This window comes from Pseudomonas graminis, assembly GCF_004364335.1.
GTDB lineage: Bacteria > Pseudomonadota > Gammaproteobacteria > Pseudomonadales > Pseudomonadaceae > Aquipseudomonas > Aquipseudomonas graminis_D.
On the sequence record NZ_SOCR01000019.1, the window covers coordinates 22928 to 40909 of the forward strand.

General features: G+C 59.1%; 16 protein-coding genes. 2 read left to right on the forward strand and 14 right to left on the reverse strand.

From position 1 onward, the window contains the following. Nucleotides 1-7: 7 nt before the first annotated feature. From EC919_RS26210 to cspD, 11 genes are all read right to left on the reverse strand, one after another. Nucleotides 8-421 (reverse strand): NADH-quinone oxidoreductase subunit A, encoded by a 414-nt coding sequence (locus tag EC919_RS26210; protein WP_037008823.1) that lies wholly within the window; start codon nucleotides 419-421, stop codon nucleotides 8-10. Nucleotides 422-909: 488 nt separating this feature from the next. Continuing rightward, the gene (gene aceA / locus EC919_RS26215; protein WP_065989127.1) at nucleotides 910-2235 is read right to left on the reverse strand and encodes an isocitrate lyase; all 1326 of its coding nucleotides are present in this window, start codon (nucleotides 2233-2235) and stop codon (nucleotides 910-912) included. Between the two features lie 635 nt (nucleotides 2236-2870). Next, entirely contained in the window at nucleotides 2871-3659 is a 789-nt protein-coding gene (locus EC919_RS26220) for a secretin N-terminal domain-containing protein (protein WP_133777190.1), read from the reverse strand. Between the two features lie 162 nt (nucleotides 3660-3821). Beyond that, nucleotides 3822-4247: a GNAT family N-acetyltransferase gene (locus EC919_RS26225; protein ID WP_065989671.1), complete on the reverse strand. Its 426-nt coding sequence runs from the start codon at nucleotides 4245-4247 to the stop codon at nucleotides 3822-3824. Then, on the reverse strand, nucleotides 4240-5406 hold the full coding sequence (locus EC919_RS26230; protein WP_133777191.1) for a cupin domain-containing protein: 1167 nt from the start codon (nucleotides 5404-5406) through the stop codon (nucleotides 4240-4242). Before EC919_RS26230 ends, EC919_RS26225 begins: the two co-directional genes overlap by 8 nt. Nucleotides 5407-5490: 84 nt before the next feature. Continuing rightward, a complete protein-coding gene (gene purB, locus EC919_RS26235; protein ID WP_133777192.1) occupies nucleotides 5491-6861 on the reverse strand; it encodes an adenylosuccinate lyase in 1371 nt (456 codons plus the stop codon). 132 nt (nucleotides 6862-6993) lie between these two features. Continuing rightward, nucleotides 6994-7614 (reverse strand): high frequency lysogenization protein HflD, encoded by a 621-nt coding sequence (gene hflD / locus EC919_RS26240; RefSeq protein WP_133777193.1) that lies wholly within the window; start codon nucleotides 7612-7614, stop codon nucleotides 6994-6996. Then, a complete protein-coding gene (mnmA, locus tag EC919_RS26245; protein ID WP_133777194.1) occupies nucleotides 7614-8744 on the reverse strand; it encodes a tRNA 2-thiouridine(34) synthase MnmA in 1131 nt (376 codons plus the stop codon). Before mnmA ends, hflD begins: the two co-directional genes overlap by 1 nt. Before the next feature lie 237 nt (nucleotides 8745-8981). Beyond that, on the reverse strand, nucleotides 8982-9422 hold the full coding sequence (locus tag EC919_RS26250) for an NUDIX hydrolase (protein ID WP_133777195.1): 441 nt from the start codon (nucleotides 9420-9422) through the stop codon (nucleotides 8982-8984). Nucleotides 9423-9617: 195 nt separating this feature from the next. Continuing rightward, entirely contained in the window at nucleotides 9618-11843 is a 2226-nt protein-coding gene (locus EC919_RS26255) for an NADP-dependent isocitrate dehydrogenase (RefSeq protein ID WP_133777196.1), read from the reverse strand. Between the two features lie 598 nt (nucleotides 11844-12441). Next, nucleotides 12442-12708, reverse strand: a complete 267-nt coding sequence (cspD, locus tag EC919_RS26260; protein ID WP_133777198.1) for a cold shock domain-containing protein CspD — start codon at nucleotides 12706-12708, stop codon at nucleotides 12442-12444. Nucleotides 12709-12931: 223 nt separating this feature from the next. Between cspD and clpS the strand changes: the two genes are divergently transcribed. Then, nucleotides 12932-13294: an ATP-dependent Clp protease adapter ClpS gene (gene clpS / locus EC919_RS26265; protein WP_122536342.1), complete on the forward strand. Its 363-nt coding sequence runs from the start codon at nucleotides 12932-12934 to the stop codon at nucleotides 13292-13294. A gap of 30 nt (nucleotides 13295-13324) precedes the next feature. Then, entirely contained in the window at nucleotides 13325-15595 is a 2271-nt protein-coding gene (gene clpA, locus EC919_RS26270; RefSeq protein WP_133777200.1) for an ATP-dependent Clp protease ATP-binding subunit ClpA, read from the forward strand. A gap of 304 nt (nucleotides 15596-15899) precedes the next feature. Here the strand turns inward: clpA and infA are convergent, their stop codons facing one another. The 3 genes from infA to aat form a co-directional block, all read right to left on the reverse strand. Beyond that, nucleotides 15900-16118, reverse strand: coding sequence for a translation initiation factor IF-1 (gene infA, locus EC919_RS26275; RefSeq protein WP_002553999.1), 219 nt, complete (start codon nucleotides 16116-16118; stop codon nucleotides 15900-15902). Between the two features lie 101 nt (nucleotides 16119-16219). Then, complete coding sequence (locus EC919_RS26280; RefSeq protein ID WP_133777202.1) at nucleotides 16220-16927, reverse strand: arginyltransferase; 708 nt, start codon at nucleotides 16925-16927, stop codon at nucleotides 16220-16222. 47 nt (nucleotides 16928-16974) lie between these two features. Continuing rightward, nucleotides 16975-17664 carry a leucyl/phenylalanyl-tRNA--protein transferase gene (gene aat, locus EC919_RS26285; protein WP_133777204.1) on the reverse strand — a complete coding sequence of 230 codons (690 nt, stop codon included), beginning with the start codon at nucleotides 17662-17664 and terminating at the stop codon, nucleotides 16975-16977. Between the last annotated feature and the right edge of the window lie 318 nt (nucleotides 17665-17982).

Below are 17982 nucleotides of genomic sequence, written 5' to 3' on the forward strand. Positions count from 1 at the left end.
CAAAGCCTCATTGTTTTAGCTTCGCCTGCCGGTTACGACGACCAACGGGAGCCCAATCGAGCGCCCCTACCCGCCATAGGTAGACAAGACCTGCCAACAGAATTGCTATGAAAACGAGCGCTTCGGCGAAGCCGGTCCAGCCGCTTTCGCGGACGGACACAGACCAGGCGTACAGAAAGAGGGCTTCAATGTCGAAAATCACGAACAGCATCGCGACCAGATAGAATTTTGCCGAGAGCCGCAGACGGGCGCCGCCGGTGGGCAGCATGCCGGATTCGAACGGTTCGTTCTTGCTGCGGCCCCAGGCCTTGGAACCCAGCAGGCTGGAGAGGCCGAGCATGAAGGCGCAGAGGCCGACGACACCAAGAAGAAACACGGCGAAGCCCCAATTGTGGGCAATCAATCCTGTCGAGTCGGGCATGCTGGCAGTCCTTAACAGAGAGCAAAGGTCTCTGGGCTTGGAAGAAGTAGAAGCAGTGACGATATGTCGCAGTGCGATCAATTCCGGGATTTTATGTGCAAAAGGAGGGCAAGTAAATTTTCTGCATCAAATTTATTCGCAGGATTAATGAGATAGGTCACGGTTTTCATGCTTAGCCCCAGCAGGGACGGGCATCGAAGAGGGTTTGGAGAAATATGTTTCTTACGGCGGGCTGACAGTTTGGTCAGGCTTAAATGATAATAAATATCATTTGGCGAGGGCGTTTGATGCGAGTCACTGGAGCGTGACGAAGTTCCCGTTAATTATCCGTAGGAAGTTCTCCGATTATTGCTTGCCTGATTAATTAACTTTCAAGCAGTGATGTGGGTTTTCTATCGTTAATGGTTGACTAGAAAAGTAGGTTAATTCCGAGATTGTGAGCAGAAAGCCGCCCGAAGGCGGCTTCCGAGTTCAAATGATGTGATGGCTTAATGGAACTGTTCTTCTTCCGTCGAGCCAGTCAGTGCCGTCACCGAAGACTTGCCACCTTGAATGACCGTGGTCATGTCATCGAAGTAGCCGGTGCCCACTTCCTGCTGGTGCGCCACGAAGGTGTAACCCTTGGCGGCGTCGGCGAACTCTTGCTCTTGCAGTTTCACGTAGGCGGTCATGTCGTTGCGGGCGTAGTCATGGGCCAGGTTGAACATGCTGTGCCACATGTTGTGGATGCCGGCCAGTGTGATGAACTGATGCTTGTAGCCCATTGCCGACAGCTCGCGCTGGAATTTGGCGATGGTCGCGTCGTCGAGGTTCTTCTTCCAGTTGAAGGAAGGCGAGCAGTTGTAGGACAGCAGCTGATCCGGGTATTCCTTCTTGATCGCTTCGGCAAAGCGTCGGGCCTCGTCCAGATCCGGCTTGGCGGTTTCACACCAGATCAGATCGGCATACGGCGCGTACGCCAGGCCTCGGGCAATCGCCTGGTCCAGACCGGCGCGTACTTTGTAGAAGCCTTCTGGCGTGCGAGTGCCGGTGACGAACGGCTGGTCATACGGGTCGCAGTCCGACGTCAGCAGGTCGGCGGCGTTGGCGTCGGTGCGCGCCAGAATGATGGTCGGCACGCCGGCAACGTCAGCGGCCAGACGTGCAGCCACCAGTTTCTGTACGGCTTCCTGGGTTGGCACCAGCACCTTGCCGCCCATGTGGCCGCATTTTTTCACCGACGCCAGTTGGTCTTCGAAGTGCACGCCGGCAGCGCCCGCCTCGATCATGCTCTTCATCAGTTCGTAAGCGTTGAGCACGCCGCCGAAACCGGCTTCTGCGTCCGCCACGATCGGCGCGAAGTAATCGATATAGCCTTCGTCGCCCGGATTCTTGCCGGCCTTCCACTGGATCTGGTCGGCGCGGCGGAACGAGTTATTGATCCGCTTGACCACGGTCGGCACCGAGTCCACCGGGTACAGCGACTGATCGGGGTACATCGATTCGGCAGAGTTGTTATCTGCCGCGACTTGCCAGCCAGACAGGTAGATCGCCTGGATACCGGCTTTGACTTGCTGCACGGCCTGGCCACCGGTGAGGGCGCCCATGCAGTTGACGAAATCCTTGTCGGGACGGAAGGATGGCTTGGCGCCTTGGGTCACCAGGTTCCACAGCTTTTCAGCGCCCAGCTTTGCAAACGTGTGTTCAGGCTGAACCGAGCCACGCAGGCGGACGACGTCAGCAGCGGAGTAGGTGCGGGTTACGCCTTTCCAGCGTGGATTCTCGGCCCAGTCTTTCTCGATGGCTGCAATGTGTTGTTCGCGTGTCAGTGCCATGGGGTAAACCTCGTTGCTTGGTGTTGTGGGTCTTGAGGTGAAGCTCCTTGCTTCGCCGGCGCCGGGTGTTTCTTCAAGGCGCACTGATGGCTGCTCGCTGAATCGGAAAGCATGGTTTCTCAGTCAGATTTTTCGCCATCAGGGTGATGAGGCGTTGAAGCCGCCTTTTGGGCGGAAATGACGCTAATCGGCACGAACATGTTGAGTTCGAGCGCGATCAGGAGGCGTTCTGCACAACCTCCGATCAGCGGGAGCGAGGCCATCATGCCTCGGCAATTTTGCCTCGTCAAACACTTTGTAGTGCTTTTTTGGGTGTACTACATAATTCGTTGAATGCGACTTGGCGGTCAGTTTCGGGCGTGCGGGTGCTGGGAAGGAGAAGTCAGCGTGGACACTGGGTGGTCACGGGATTAAGGCAGGATGTAGTGCCGGATCGGGCACTACATAATTGATGAGGTTGCTGAGTGTTTGGGCCGTCTTATAAATCAGCGTCTGCGCAAAAGTCGTAGGAGCCGGCTTGCTGGCGAACCTATTTTCCAGCCACTGCAGCGGTGAATGACAGACACCGTTCGCCAGCAAGCCGGCTCCTACAGATTGCAGGGCGTCGATTCAGTGGAGTCGTGAATGATGTTCCCTCAATCCAGGCTATCGACCTTCACCCTCAGTTGCATGTCGTTGCTGCCCTGTGTCGAGTAGCGTCGGACGACGCCATGCTCGTCGGCGCGGGACTGATCGCTGGCGCCGGCCAGCGTGATCCACTTACCCAGCCGACCACTGACTTGCGTGTCGGTGCTCTGCACCTTGATCGCATCAGCCTGTTGCTGGCTCATGCGGTCATTGTTGGTGCTGATGCTCAGGTGGACGATGTCGCCGGTGACCGTCGCCGTGACGTAGAAACCCTGGGTCACGTTTCGATACTGCGTGTTGGTCTGCGGGTAGCCATAGCCATCGGACTGCACCGAGGTGATCGGGATGCTCTGGCCCATCTGAATCAGCGCCGGCGTCCCTTCGTTGGCCTGAACCTGTTGCACGCCACCCTCGCGGCTGGCGGTCCCGTAATTCTGGATACGCGTCCGGCCGTCGGCGCTGATGCGTCCATCCTGCGAACGCACCGTGCCGTTGACCGAGTAGCCCTGGTCGCTCTGGACCGTGCTGTCACTGGTGTCGACGCTGATCATCAGGCGCTTGGGGGCCGTGTCGAGCTGGCCGAGCAGGTCGCGCAGTTCGCTGATCTTGTCCGGTTCGGCGTTGACGATCAGCTTGTTGCCATAGGCATTCACGCTGCCTTCGTTGCCCAGGAACGACTTCACGGTGGGCAGCAGATCGTCGCTGGTGCGGTAATTCAGGGGGATGACTTCAGTGGCGGCCGCGGCCGTGAAGCTGCAAGCCAACAACAGTGAAGCGAGCAGGGTGCGTAATGACATCGGTGTGGTCTCCGCGAGGGTCGCGTCTGAACGACGAGTTTGCCAGTTTGTCGGCCCGCGCAGCACCAAGTTGAATCGCACATAGCAAAACGCCCCGGCGCTTGCGTTCCAGCATAGACAGCTGAAGCGCAAACGCCGGGGCGCAAATGTCGCCAGGTGCAATCAGTGCGAGTTGCGCACCATGTCCACATGGGGCAGGCCGGCTTCGAGAAACTCGTCGCTGACCACGGTAAAGCCAAAGCGCTCATACAGCGCCGTGGCATGAACCTGTGCGCTGAGCCGCGTCTGTTTCAGGTCGCGGCGCTCTGCTTCGGCGAGGATCGCGGTGATCAACGCCTCACCTACGTTGAGGCCGCGCCAGTCCTTGAGCACGGACAAACGGCCGAATTCACCATCGGGCAGCAAGCGCGCGGTGCCCACGGCGTAATCCCCTTCAAGCGCCAGAAAGTGCAGGGCGCCTGCATCTTCCGAGTCCCATTCCAGTTCGGGCGGAACCGACTGTTCAAACACGAACACGGCGTCACGAATGCGCCGGATGTCGGCGTTGTCTTTCTGCCAGTCGGCTACCCGTACGTGGATCTTATTCATCAGCAAACCCCAGACTTCCTTGTTTGACCAGCTCACAGAGCAGGTTACGTCCATCGTCATCTGCCAGCCATTGGCCCAGATTGTCGATGTGCAGCGCATCGGCTGCGCAGATCATTTTCAGCAGTTCACGCAGATGGCCCGGCAACAGACGGCTCTGACCGCTGGCGAACAGCAGCAGGTCGTCGTCGACTTCCGACCACGCCAGTCGCGCGCTCGGGTTGCGAATCAGCACGGCGCCCTGTTCCAGGCTGTCGAGCAGCTCGCTCTCGGCCAGTTCCGGGCCGACCACCAGCTCGGGATAACGAGGCTCGGTCATGAACTGGCCGAACCAGGTCAGCAGCAGGCGCTCGTCACCCATGTGCTCGGCCAGCAAGCCCTTCAGGCGGTCGAGGGCGTCGTGTTGAATCTGATGAGGGTCACTGACCGGTTGCGCGTCAGCGTCGGTGTAGCGCTCTTCTTCAGGCATGAACTGGCTGAGGAAGTCGGTGAAATGGGTCAGCACTTCGGCGGCGCTTGGCGCGCGGAAGCCCACCGAGTAGGTCAGGCACTCATCCACCGCGACGCCGCAATGGGCCAGACGCGGCGGCAGGTAGAGCATGTCGCCGGGTTCCAGCGTCCACTCGTCGGTACCCTGGAAGTCGGCGAGGATACGCAGGTCGGCGTGCTCAAGCAGCTTGCTCTCGGAGTCGCACATCTGGCCGATCTGCCAGTGACGCTTGCCGTGGCCTTGCAGCAGGAACACATCGTAGTTGTCGAAATGCGGACCCACGCTGCCGCCCGGCGCGGCGTAGCTGATCATCACGTCATCGATGCGCCAGCTTGGCAGGAAACGGAAGTTTTCCAGCAGCTCGCCGACTTCAGGCACGAACTGATCCACAGCCTGAACCAGCAGGGTCCACTCGCGTTCCGGCAGTTTGCTGAATTCGTCTTCGGCGAACGGGCCACGACGCAGCTCCCACGGGCGCTCGCCTTTTTCGATGACCAGACGCGATTCGACTTCTTCCTCCAGCGCCAGGCCGGCCAGTTCGTCGGCATCGATCGGGCTCTGGAAGTCCGGAATGGCCTGACGGATCAGCAAGGGTTTCTTCTGCCAGTAGTCGCGCAGGAACTCGCGCGCCGTGATGCCACCTAGGAGCTGAAGAGGGATGTCAGGATTCATGTGTAACCTATTGAAAAAGCGCGTTTTTACGACGGGAATAAAAACGCCCGGCTCAGCCGGGCGTTCAGAGCGGGTGCAGTGCAGTCAGATGCGCTTGGCTTGCGCGACAGCGTTGCCGATGTAATTCGCCGGCGTGAGCTTCTTCAGCTCGGCCCTGGCGTCGGCAGGCATGTCCAGACCGTCGATGAAGGTCAACAGCGCTTCAGGGCCGATGCCCTTGCCGCGCGTCAGTTCCTTGAGCTTCTCGTACGGGTTCTCGATGTCGTATCGACGCATGACCGTCTGGATCGGCTCGGCCAGGACTTCCCAGCAAGCGTCCAGATCGGCGGCGATCTTCTGCTCGTTGAGTTCCAGCTTGCCGATGCCTTTCAGGCTCGCTTCGTAGGCAATCACGCTGTGAGCAAAGCCCACGCCGAGGTTGCGCAGTACGGTGGAGTCGGTCAGGTCACGCTGCCAGCGGGAGATCGGCAACTTGCTGGCCAGATGTTGAAACAGCGCGTTGGCGATGCCGAGGTTGCCTTCGGAGTTTTCGAAGTCGATCGGGTTGACCTTGTGCGGCATGGTCGACGAACCGATTTCACCGGCGATGGTGCGCTGCTTGAAATAGCCCAGGGAGATATAGCCCCAGATGTCGCGGTCGAAGTCGATCAGGATCGTGTTGTAACGGGCGATCGCGTCGAACAGCTCGGCGATGTAATCGTGGGGTTCGATCTGCGTGGTGTAGGGGTTGAAGCCCAGGCCCAGCTCGTCTTCGATGAAAGCGCGGGCGTTGGCTTCCCAGTCGATGTCCGGGTAGGCCGACAGGTGCGCGTTGTAGTTGCCGACGGCGCCGTTGATCTTGCCCAGCAGTGGCACGGCGGCCACTTGAGCGATCTGGCGTTCCAGGCGGTAGACGACGTTGGCCAGTTCCTTGCCCAGGGTGGTCGGCGAGGCCGGCTGGCCGTGGGTGCGCGAGAGCATCGGCACCGCGGCGAAACGGATCGCCAGCTCGCGGATGGACTCGGCGATCTGACGCATCAGCGGCAGCAGCACGGTGTCACGGCCTTCACGCAGCATCAGCGCATGGGACAGGTTGTTGATGTCTTCGCTGGTGCAGGCGAAGTGAATGAACTCGCTGACCTTGGCCAGCTCCGGCAACTTCGCAGCCTGTTCCTTGAGCAGGTACTCGATGGCCTTGACGTCGTGGTTGGTGGTGCGCTCGATCTCTTTCACGCGCTCGGCGTGCTCGAGGGCGAAGTCATTGGCCAGGGCATCGAGGATGGCATTGGCTTCGGCGGAGAAGGCCGGGACTTCCGGGATTTGCGGGTGAGCCGCCAGGCGTTGCAGCCAGCGTACTTCCACCAGGGCGCGGAAACGGATCAGGCCGTATTCGCTGAAAATCGGGCGCAGGGCCTGGGTTTTGCCGGCGTAGCGGCCATCTACAGGGGAAACCGCAGTGAGCGAAGAAAGCTGCATGGGGTGTTCTCGGACTGTCAGGCGACGAAAAGGGGCGCGTATCATACATGAAAATTCCGGTCAGCCGAGGCTGGCTGACCGTTATGAGTGGCGCGATGTCGGGTTCGGAGCAGGCTGAAGGGCGTGGGCCACTCAGCGGTGAAGCAATGGATACAGTTCTTTCAATAACTTGCGACGGCTGATGACCAGTTGCCAGCGGTGACCGCCCACTTGTCGCCAAAGTCGCGCGCAGCGAATCCCGGCCAGTAACAGCGCGCGGATTTTCGAGGCATTGTTGGGTTGCTGCAGATTGCGCATGTCGCCATGAACCTGAATCCGCTGACGCAAGGTGCTCAGGGTGTCCTGGTACAGCGCGCCGCTGGCGGCAATGACGTTCTCGTGAGCGATACCGAAATGCTCGACCTGGGATTTGATCTGCGGCAGGCGCTTGCCGATGGTGTCGAGCATGTCCTCGCGCTTGGACAGCTGGCGCTCCAGGCCCAGCATCGCCAGGGCATAACGCAAGGGTTCCCGTTGCAGGGTGGCCGGATCGCGTTCCAGAGCGCTGGCGAGGGCCCGATAGCCCTCATGCAGATTCAGGTCGTCGCCCCCAAACACGTCCAGCGTGTCTTTCGGGTCCAAGACCAGCAGCGTGCCCATCAGGCAACCAACGGCTGCTTCACCGGCCTGTCCGGTCTTGGCGATGCGATCGACCAGCACCGCAGCCTGGAAAACCCCGGCCAGGGCGACAAGTTGTTCCTGAATCGGGGTCATCAACGTGCATTCCTGGTGTGCCACGGCTCGGCGATTTCGATGACGCCCCCACCCAGGCAGACCTCGCCGTCGTAAAACACGACGGACTGGCCCGGGGTGACCGCGCGTTGCGGCTCGTCAAAAGTGGCGCGATAGCCGGTTTTAGTGCGTTCCAGGGTGCAGCGCTGGTCGCTCTGGCGGTAACGCACCTTGGCGGTCAGCTGGCGCGGGCTGCTCAGGTCGATCGGGTTGACCCAGTAGATCTCAGAGGCGAGCAGGGCGCGGGAGAACAGCCACGGATGCTCGTTGCCCTGGCCGACGATCAGCTCGTTTTGCTCCAGGTCCTTGACCAGCACGTACCACGGCTCATCGCCGGCATCTTTCAGGCCGCCAATGCCCAGGCCCTGACGCTGGCCGATGGTGTGGTACATCAAGCCGGCGTGGCGACCGATGACTTCGCCTTCGGTGGTCTTGATTTCGCCGGGCTGTGCAGGCAGGTATTGCTTGAGGAAATCGGTGAAACGACGTTCGCCGATGAAGCAAATGCCGGTCGAGTCCTTCTTCTTCGCGGTCGCCAGCTGATACTTCTCGGCAATGGCGCGCACCTCGGGCTTCTCCAGCTCGCCGACCGGGAACAGGGTCTTGGCGATCTGCTCGCCGCCGACGGCATGCAGGAAGTAACTCTGGTCCTTGTTAGGGTCCAGGCCCTTGAGCAGTTCGGTACGGCCGTCGATGTCGCGGCGACGCACGTAGTGACCGGTAGCGATCAGGTCGGCGCCGAGCATGAAGGCGTAGTCGAGGAAGGCTTTGAACTTGATCTCGCGGTTGCACAGGATGTCCGGGTTTGGCGTGCGCCCGGCCTTATATTCTTCGAGGAAGTGCTCAAAGACGTGATCCCAGTACTCGGCCGCGAAGTTCACGGTGTGCAGTTTGATGCCGATCTTGTCGCACACGGCCTGGGCGTCCGCGAGGTCGTCCATGGCGGTGCAGTATTCCGTTCCGTCGTCTTCTTCCCAGTTCTTCATGAACAGGCCTTCCACCTGATACCCCTGCTCCATGAGCAGAAGGGCGGAGACCGAAGAATCCACGCCGCCGGACATGCCGACAATGACGCGCTTCTTTTCTGTATCGGAAAAGGCTGAATCAGACATAGGAATTCGATTGGGTAGCAGCAGGAAAGGGCGCGATTCTAACAGGGAGTCGTCGCCAAGGCTAAAAGCTATTCAGTTGCGCTGACGCCTCCACCGAGTGGGACCGGCTTTAGCCGGGAAGAGGCCTCAATGATGATCCTCAATTTCGCGGTGTGACATCTGACGCCTTCCCGGCTAAAGCCGGTCCCACACGATGCATGCGGTCTGTAGGGCGGGCTCTTGCCGGGAAGCGCTTGGTCAGTCGCGTACAACCTCCAGGCTGTGAATCGGACCTGCCAGGTAGTCATCGATGCACTGCAACACCAGCTCGCTGCGCCAGCGCTCCGGTTGATCCGCGAGTTCGTCGCGGCTGAACCATGGCGCACCGACGATGCCGGTGTCCAGCGCACGTTCGGGGTGGTGTCGCGTCGCTTTGGCCGAGAAACACACCCGCTGATAGGTCACGCCATTGCTCGGCGCGGTGTACAGGTAAATGCCGACGACGCCCGTCAGTTCGACGTCCCAGCCGGTTTCTTCCAGGGTTTCGCGGATGGCCGCTTCACGCAAGGTCTCATGAGGCTCCAGGTGCCCGGCAGGCTGATTGAGCACCAGCTTGCCGTTTTTCAATTCTTCGACGAACAGGAAACGGCCGTTGTCCTCGATGACGGTTGCGACGGTGATGTGGGGATGCCAGGTCATTGGGGCTTCTCGTTATCTGTAGGAGCCATCCGAGTTTACGAGGGTCGCGAAGCGAGTGTCAGGTAAACCGCATTCGTGACCGTCATAACCTGCGGTGGCTCCTAGAGGAATGGTGACATCAAAAAAAAGCCCCGGCGCAATGGCCAGGGCTTTCTTGTCGCACTCGGCAGCTTTTCAGCCGCCGGTCACTGCGCCTTACTTCAACGCATTGATCGCGTCGTTCAGGGTCTTGCTTGGGCGCATCGCGTTGCTGGCCAGTTCCGGGGTAGGGAAGTAGTAGCCGCCGATGTCCAATGGCTTGCCCTGTACGCTGTTCAGCTCGGCGACGATGGTCGCTTCGTTGTCAGTCAGGGTTTTTGCAAGCTCCGTGAACTTGGCTTGCAGCGCCGTATCTTCGGTCTGTGCCGCCAGAGCCTGAGCCCAGTAGGTGGCCAGATAGAAGTGGCTGCCACGGTTGTCGATACCGCCTACCTTGCGCGATGGCGATTTGTTGTTGTCCAGGAACTGACCGGTGGCCTTGTCCAGGGCCTTGGCAAGTACCAGCGCTTTCGGGTTGTCGTAGACGTTGCCCAGGTGCTCGAGAGAGGCGGCCAGTGCCAGGAATTCGCCCAGCGAATCCCAGCGCAGGAAGTTCTCTTCGTTCAACTGTTGAACGTGCTTGGGCGCCGAACCACCTGCGCCGGTTTCGAACAGGCCACCGCCACTCATCAGCGGCACGATGGACAGCATCTTGGCGCTGGTGCCCAGTTCCATGATCGGGAACAGGTCGGTCAGGTAGTCGCGCAACACGTTGCCGGTCACCGAAATGGTGTCCTTGCCCGCGCGGATACGCTCCAGGGAAACCTTCATCGCGTCGACTGGCGACTGGATGCTGATGTCCAGGCCTGCCGTATCGTGATCCTTCAGGTAGTGCTCGACCTTCTTGATCATCGCCGCGTCGTGGGCGCGCTCAGGGTCCAGCCAGAAAATGGCCGGTGTGCTGCTCAGGCGCGCACGGTTGACGGCCAGTTTGACCCAGTCCTGAATCGGCGCGTCCTTGGTCTGGCACATGCGCCAGATGTCGCCGGCTTCAACGGTCTGTTCCATCAAGACCTGACCTTTGTCGTCGGTCACACGGACCACACCATCGGTTTGAATCTGGAAGGTCTTGTTGTGCGAGCCATACTCTTCGGCTTTCTGTGCCATCAGGCCAACGTTTGGCACGCTGCCCATGGTGGTCGGGTCGAAGGCGCCATGCTGCTTGCAGTCTTCGATCACGGCTTGATAGATGGTTGCGTAGCAGCGATCCGGAATCACGGCCTTGGTGTCCTGCAGGACGCCGTCGTTGTTCCACATCTTGCCGGAATCACGAATCATGGCAGGCATCGAGGCGTCGACGATGACATCGCTCGGCACGTGCAGGTTGGTGATGCCCTTGTCGGAGTTGACCATCGCCAGAGGAGGGCGGGTCGCGTAAACGGCTTTGACGTCCGCTTCGATCTGCGCTTGCTGGTCGGCCGGCAGGTCTTTGATGCGGGCATACAGGTCGCCGATGCCGTTGTGCAGGTTGAAGCCGATTTCTTTCAGGACGTCAGCGTGCTTGCTCAGCGCTTCCTGATAGTACTCGGCGACGAACTCACCAAACATGATCGGGTCCGAGACCTTCATCATGGTGGCTTTCAAATGCACCGAGAACAGCACGCCAAGCTTCTTGGCGTCTTCGATTTCACGGGCCACGAAAGCACGCAGGGCTTTCTTGCTCATGGTCGCGCAGTCGATGATCTCGCCCGCCAGTACCGAAGTCTTGTCCTTCAGCACGGTGGTGCTGCCGTCCTTGCCGATCAGCTCGACCTTCACGGCGCCCGCGGCTTCGATCAGCGAGGATTGTTCGCTGCCATAGAAGTCGCCGTTGTCCATGTGCGCCACGTGGGACTTGGAGTCCGCAGCCCAGGCGCCCATTTTGTGAGGGTGCTTGCGTGCGAAGTTCTTGACGGAGAGCGGCGCCCGGCGATCAGAGTTACCTTCACGCAGAACCGGGTTAACGGCGCTGCCTTTCACTTTGTCGTAGCCAGCCAGGGCGACCTTGTCGGCTTCGGTGACGACTTCATCCGGGTAGTTCGGGATGTCGTAGCCCTTGGCTTGCAGTTCCTTGATCGCGGCCTTCAGTTGCGGAACCGAGGCGCTGATGTTCGGCAGCTTGATGATGTTGGCTTCGGGCGTGGTGGCCAGTTGGCCCAGCTCTGCCAGATCGTCGGAAACCTTCTTGTCACCCAGGCGCTCGGGAAAGCTGGCGAGGATGCGGGCTGCAAGCGAGATGTCGCGGGTTTCAACGGCGATGTCAGCGGAGGCGGTGAACGCTTCGATGATAGGCAGCAGTGAGTAGGTGGCGAGGGCTGGCGCTTCGTCAGTGAAGGTGTAGATGATCTTCGAGCGGATGGACATTTTCGGGATAACTCTCTTCTTTGCTGAGCGTACACAAAATTTCGAGATGCGCAGGGTAGGCACTTTCGCCCAAAGTATCGATGAGCCGAAAGTCGAGAATTTCGTCGCGTGATAGGGGGTGCATCAGTCGAGCGTCAAACGGTCAGACCCGGGTAGCGGTCTGGCCTGTCGAGGGCTGAAAGCCTGAGCTCAGGTGGTCCGGCCCCCAATGACCCAACGGTCACCGGCGCTGAGTATATCACCGCACTCGGCCATTACTACGGTACTCGTGTGACGGCTTTGCGGTGCCCGGGACGATCGCGCGGGTCTCGGGAGGTGTCATGATTTCCCCGGAAAACCTTCCAGCCCTTGTAGTACGGGGGCTGCGGCAACCTGTCGCAGTATTGTGAGCCGAAAAGCCTGCTCCGGTCGCCGACCGGATTTCGACTAAAGGAGGACACTCGGCCCGGTGCCTTTTACTCGCTTCTATATAGAAGCATGGGATGTGTAGGGGAGGCGCACGGATGAGCGGCACAAAAAAAGCCGGTCAACCCTGAACGGATTGACCGGCTTCTCGAATCTCGCGCTTGAACGGTCCGGCTCAGGCGTGATTGTTGCGCTATGCCTGTTGCTTCTCGAAATGTCGCGCTTGCTGCAGGGCTGCCTCAGGAATATCAGCAGGAGCTTTGGCACTGATGCCTACGGCATGAAGACCCTTGGGACCCTGAGTGATATCGAACTGAACCGGCTGGCCGGCCTTCAGGGTTTTATAGCCATCCATAGTGATCGCCGAGTAATGAGCGAACAGGTCTTCAGACTTGCCGTCTTCAACGATGAAGCCATACCCCTTGGCGTTGTTGAACCACTTGACCTTACCGCTGTACATAGTCACATCCCTCTGCAAAGGACTCCGATGGGAGTATCATCACCTCTCATCCGCCGGACCTAAAAAAATTTTGGTTGACTGCGCGGACCCTTTTTACCCAATGTGGGTTCTATTGTTTGTAACACTGATTGGCCGATAGTCAAGGTCAAGCGGCGGTCCAGTTGAAAACCGGTATCACCGCCACCATTTATTTCAATCACGTCCTCTGTGAACCTTCTTTACCATGCATGCAATCAGCAAGATTCGACTAACATTCAATCAGGATGACCCGCATCCCCATGAGGACGATGCGTCGGGCACCGCTGTACAGGAAGCCAAGCCGATATTGCAGGTGCCGCCTATGTACAAGGTGGTTTTGTTCAACGATGACTACACCCCGATGGATTTTGTTGTCGAAGTCCTCGAGGTGTTTTTCAACCTGAATCGTGAGCTGGCGACCAAGGTCATGCTGGCCGTCCATACAGAGGGACGGGCCGTTTGCGGATTGTTTACCCGCGACATCGCCGAAACCAAGGCTATGCAGGTCAACCAGTACGCCAGGGAAAGCCAGCATCCGCTACTCTGTGAAATCGAGAAGGACGGTTAACCGCCGGACACTTGGGTATGAGGTGAAGCTATGTTAAACCGTGAGCTCGAAGTCACCCTCAATCTGGCTTTCAAGGAGGCCCGCTCTAAACGTCATGAGTTCATGACCGTCGAGCACCTCCTGCTGGCCCTATTGGACAATGAGGCTGCCGCCACCGTACTGCGTGCCTGCGGCGCAAACCTCGACAAACTGAAACACGACCTCCAGGAGTTCATCGACTCCACCACGCCGCTGATTCCCGTCCATGACGAGGATCGCGAGACCCAACCTACACTCGGCTTCCAGCGCGTTCTACAGCGTGCGGTTTTTCATGTGCAGAGCTCCGGCAAGCGGGAAGTCACTGGCGCAAACGTGCTGGTGGCAATCTTCAGCGAGCAGGAAAGCCAGGCAGTGTTCCTGCTCAAGCAGCAGAGCGTTGCCCGTATCGATGTCGTCAACTATATCGCCCACGGTATTTCCAAAGTGCCTGGGCATGGCGATCAATCTGAAGGTGAGCAAGATATGCAGGATGACGAGGGCGGTGAGTCTTCTTCCTCAGGCAATCCTCTGGATGCCTATGCGAGCAACCTGAATGAACTGGCCCGTCAAGGCCGCATCGATCCGCTGGTAGGGCGCGAGATGGAAGTCGAGCGCGTCGCTCAGATTCTCGCGCGGCGCCGCAAGAACAACCCGCTGCTGGTGGGCGAGGCCGGGGTGGGTAAAACCGCCATTGCCGAAGGTCTGGCCAAACGCATCGTCGACAACCAGGTGCCGGACCTGCTGGCCAACAGCGTCGTGTACTCCCTCGACCTGGGCGCACTGCTGGCCGGTACCAAGTACCGTGGGGATTTCGAAAAACGCTTCAAGGCGCTGCTCGGCGAGTTGAAGAAACGCCCCCACGCGATCCTGTTCATCGACGAAATCCACACCATCATCGGTGCGGGCGCTGCGTCAGGTGGCGTGATGGACGCTTCCAACCTGCTAAAGCCGCTGCTGTCGTCGGGTGACATCCGCTGCATCGGCTCGACCACGTTCCAGGAATTCCGCGGCATCTTCGAGAAAGACCGTGCGCTGGCCCGTCGCTTCCAGAAGGTTGACGTCTCCGAGCCATCCGTCGAAGACACCATCGGCATTCTGCGCGGCCTGAAAGGTCGTTTCGAACAGCATCACAATATCGAATACAGCGACGAGGCCCTGCGTGCCGCTGCTGAACTGGCATCGCGCTATATCAATGACCGTCACATGCCCGACAAGGCCATTGACGTGATTGACGAGGCGGGCGCCTATCAGCGGCTGCAACCGGTGGAAATGCGCGTCAAGCGTATTGAAGTGCCACAGGTTGAAGACATCGTGGCGAAGATCGCGCGGATTCCTCCAAAGCACGTCAACAGCTCCGACAAAGAGTTGCTGCGTAACCTGGAGCGCGACCTGAAGCTGACGGTGTTCGGTCAGGATGCAGCCATCGACTCGTTGTCCACCGCGATCAAACTGTCGCGTGCCGGCCTCAAGTCGCCGGACAAGCCTGTCGGCTCGTTCCTGTTTGCAGGTCCGACCGGTGTCGGTAAAACCGAGGCAGCGCGTCAACTGGCCAAGGCGCTGGGTATCGAGCTGGTGCGTTTCGACATGTCCGAGTACATGGAGCGTCACACCGTATCGCGGCTGATCGGTGCGCCGCCGGGCTATGTCGGTTTTGATCAGGGCGGCCTGCTGACTGAAGCGGTCACCAAACAGCCGCATTGCGTGCTGCTGCTCGATGAGATCGAGAAGGCACACCCGGAAGTCTTCAACCTGTTGCTGCAGGTCATGGACCACGGGACGCTGACCGACAACAACGGGCGCAAGGCGGACTTCCGCAATGTGATCGTGATCATGACCACCAACGCCGGTGCAGAAACGGCAGCGAGGGCTTCGATCGGTTTCACCCATCAGGATCACTCCTCTGATGCGATGGAAGTGATCAAGAAGAGCTTCACGCCGGAATTCCGCAACCGTCTGGACACCATCATTCAATTCGGTCGCCTCAGCCATGAGGTCATCAAGAACGTGGTGGACAAGTTCCTTACCGAACTTCAGGCGCAACTGGAAGACAAGCGCGTACTGCTGGAAGTGACCGACGCGGTGAGGGGTTACCTGGCCGAAGAGGGTTATGACGCAGCGATGGGTGCACGCCCGATGGCACGTCTGATCCAGGAAAAGATCAAGCGTCCTCTGGCCGAGGAGATCCTCTTCGGCGAGTTGTCCGAGCATGGCGGTGTTGTACACATCGACTTCAAGGACGGCGAGATCACCTTCGAGTACGAAACCACGGCTGAAATGGCCTGACGTTTCGGGTGACTGCAATAAACCTGAAAGGCGCCGATTGGCGCCTTTTTTGTTGGCGTCATGGTCGTGATTCGTGACGCATGATGAGACTTGACGCTTCGCACGATCCGTAGGAGCCGGCTTGCTGGCGAATACGTTGGTCAGGGATGAGTATGTCGGCTGACACGATGCATTCGCCAGCAAGCCGGCTCCTACGGGGTTACGGCGCTGCAACGATGGCGAGCGTTCAAACAGAAAGCGGGGGTCTTGAGTCCCGCGCACACAAAAACGCCCGGCATGTGCCGGGCGTTTTTGTTAAGACCTGTTAGCGGGCGCGGTAGGTGATGCGCCCTTTGCTCAAGTCGTAGGGCGTCAGCTCAACGCGGACCTTGTCGCCGGTAAGAATGCGGATGTAGTTCTTGCGCATCTTGCCGGAGATGTGCGCGGTTACGACGTGCCCATTTTCCAACTCCACACGGAACATGGTGTTGGGCAGGGTGTCGACGACAGTGCCTTCCATTTCGAAGCTGTCTTCTTTCGACATGCAGTAAAGCCCTCGGTATCCAATGAATGGCCCGGTGCAAACGGCAGCCAGGCAAAAGCGGGCTGCATTGTGCCCGAAAATTGAGGGTTAAGCCAAGGGCTTCAGTAAAGAGTGACCCATCTTTGGTTGGTGAGCAGTTCGATGGGGCGATATTGGGTCTTGTAATTCATCTTTTTGCAGTTTTTTATCCAGTAGCCGAGGTACACCGCATGCAACTGCAGACGTGCGGCCTCGGCAATCTGCCAGAGAATTGCGTAACGCCCGAGGCTGCGGCGCTCTTGCGAAGGTTCGTAGAACGTGTAAACGGCAGAAAGCCCGTTGGGCAGCAGGTCAGTGACGGCCACGGCGAGCAGCCTGCCTTCCAGGCGGAATTCGTAAAAACGCGAAAACGGCAGGTCCCTGACCAGGAAGGTGGAAAACTGGTCCCGGCTCGGTGGAAACATATCGCCATCGGCATGGCGCTGCTCGATGTAACGCTGATACAGATCGAAATACTCCTCGCTGAAATGCGGCTTGGTGCTCGTCACTTCGACGTCGGCGTTCCTTTTGAAAATACGTTTTTGCTGACGATCGGGCACGAACAGTCCGACAGGAATGCGCGCAGGCACGCACGCGCTGCAGTTCTGGCAGTGCGGACGGTAAAGATGATCGCCACTGCGGCGAAACCCCATGTCCGAGAGATCGGCATAGACCTGGACGTCCATTGGCTGGCTGGGGTCGAGAAACAGCGTGGTGGCTTGTTCCTCGGGCAGGTAGCTACAGGAGTGGGGTTGAGTGGCATAGAACTTCAGCCGCGCCAGCTCGGTCATGATCAACCCTCGAGAAAAACTGTAGACATCAGTGTAAGCCAGCCCAATCAAACTCGCCTAGGCGACCAATCGGCGTAATTGCTCGCATCGAGGTGTTTGTGCAGATAGTCGGCGAAGGTCTGGCGCGCAATCGAGCGCGCGCCAAGGCTTAGCAGGTGCTCGGTAGGCATTTGGCAATCAATCAAGACAAAACCCGATTCCTTCAAGTATTCGACCAACGTTGCGAAGCCGACCTTCGAAGCGTTGTCGGCGCGGCTGAACATTGATTCGCCGAAAAACAACTGGCCCATCGCCAATCCGTACAGGCCACCCACCAGCGCCTCGCCGTCCCAGACCTCAACACTGTGGGCGAAGCCGCGGGCGTGCAGTTCGATGTAGGCCGCCTGCATCGAGCCGGTGATCCACGTGCCGTCGGTGTAGGCCCGGGGTTCGGCGCACGCCTGAATCACCGCCGCGAAATCCTGATCGAAGGTGACCCGATAACGCCCCTGGCGCAGCAGCTTGCCCAGGCTACGTGAGACATGCAGCTCGTCCGGAAAAAGCACGGTGCGCGGGTCCGGTGACCACCAGAGAATCGGCTGGCCCTGTTGATACCAGGGAAAACAGCCATGCCGGTACGCAGCAATCAGGCGATCGGCAGACAAATCGCCGCCACCGGCCAACAGTCCGTTGGGCTCGCGCATGGCTTTTTCCAGCGGTGGGAAATCAAGGGTGTCGCGTTGTAACCAGGTCAGCATGGCATCCAGACTTCACGAGAGGGGAGGGGAGTCAACGCCGGCTTGCAACTCCGTGCTGCAACTGCGGTCACAAGCCGCTTGGTTGCGCCCGGGAGCGGGAACCGTTGGTGCCTTCATCCGGGCATGGCATTTTGACAGTTCAAGGGCGCAGGAAAAACACGCCATAAGCCTTTGTCGGCAAAGAAAATGCGTGCTCAAATTGTCAGCGGCCGGCGAAGCTTGAACATCTGCAAGCGCCGCGCCAGACTAACGTAGCGCGCGGCGCGCAAATCCGTACAATGCCGAGGTTGTTTAACCTCATTTCAAGTCACCTGTCGA

What these genes read in the sequence shown, in the direction of transcription:
- EC919_RS26255 (WP_133777196.1), bottom strand. Translation starts at nt 11,843, where the DNA reads ATGTCCATCCGCTCGAAGATCATCTACACCTTCACTGACGAAGCGCCA.
- aat (WP_133777204.1), bottom strand. Translation starts at nt 17,664, where the DNA reads ATGCTGACCTGGTTACAACGCGACACCCTTGATTTCCCACCGCTGGAA.
- purB (WP_133777192.1), bottom strand. Translation starts at nt 6,861, where the DNA reads ATGCAGCTTTCTTCGCTCACTGCGGTTTCCCCTGTAGATGGCCGCTAC.
- EC919_RS26280 (WP_133777202.1), bottom strand. Translation starts at nt 16,927, where the DNA reads ATGACCGAGCTGGCGCGGCTGAAGTTCTATGCCACTCAACCCCACTCC.
- cspD (WP_133777198.1), bottom strand. Translation starts at nt 12,708, where the DNA reads ATGTACAGCGGTAAGGTCAAGTGGTTCAACAACGCCAAGGGGTATGGC.
- EC919_RS26210 (WP_037008823.1), bottom strand. Translation starts at nt 421, where the DNA reads ATGCCCGACTCGACAGGATTGATTGCCCACAATTGGGGCTTCGCCGTG.
- infA (WP_002553999.1), bottom strand. Translation starts at nt 16,118, where the DNA reads ATGTCGAAAGAAGACAGCTTCGAAATGGAAGGCACTGTCGTCGACACC.
- EC919_RS26250 (WP_133777195.1), bottom strand. Translation starts at nt 9,422, where the DNA reads ATGACCTGGCATCCCCACATCACCGTCGCAACCGTCATCGAGGACAAC.
- clpA (WP_133777200.1), top strand. Translation starts at nt 13,325, where the DNA reads ATGTTAAACCGTGAGCTCGAAGTCACCCTCAATCTGGCTTTCAAGGAG.
- EC919_RS26225 (WP_065989671.1), bottom strand. Translation starts at nt 4,247, where the DNA reads ATGAATAAGATCCACGTACGGGTAGCCGACTGGCAGAAAGACAACGCC.
- mnmA (WP_133777194.1), bottom strand. Translation starts at nt 8,744, where the DNA reads ATGTCTGATTCAGCCTTTTCCGATACAGAAAAGAAGCGCGTCATTGTC.
- aceA (WP_065989127.1), bottom strand. Translation starts at nt 2,235, where the DNA reads ATGGCACTGACACGCGAACAACACATTGCAGCCATCGAGAAAGACTGG.
- EC919_RS26230 (WP_133777191.1), bottom strand. Translation starts at nt 5,406, where the DNA reads ATGAATCCTGACATCCCTCTTCAGCTCCTAGGTGGCATCACGGCGCGC.
- EC919_RS26220 (WP_133777190.1), bottom strand. Translation starts at nt 3,659, where the DNA reads ATGTCATTACGCACCCTGCTCGCTTCACTGTTGTTGGCTTGCAGCTTC.
- clpS (WP_122536342.1), top strand. Translation starts at nt 12,932, where the DNA reads ATGCATGCAATCAGCAAGATTCGACTAACATTCAATCAGGATGACCCG.
- hflD (WP_133777193.1), bottom strand. Translation starts at nt 7,614, where the DNA reads ATGACCCCGATTCAGGAACAACTTGTCGCCCTGGCCGGGGTTTTCCAG.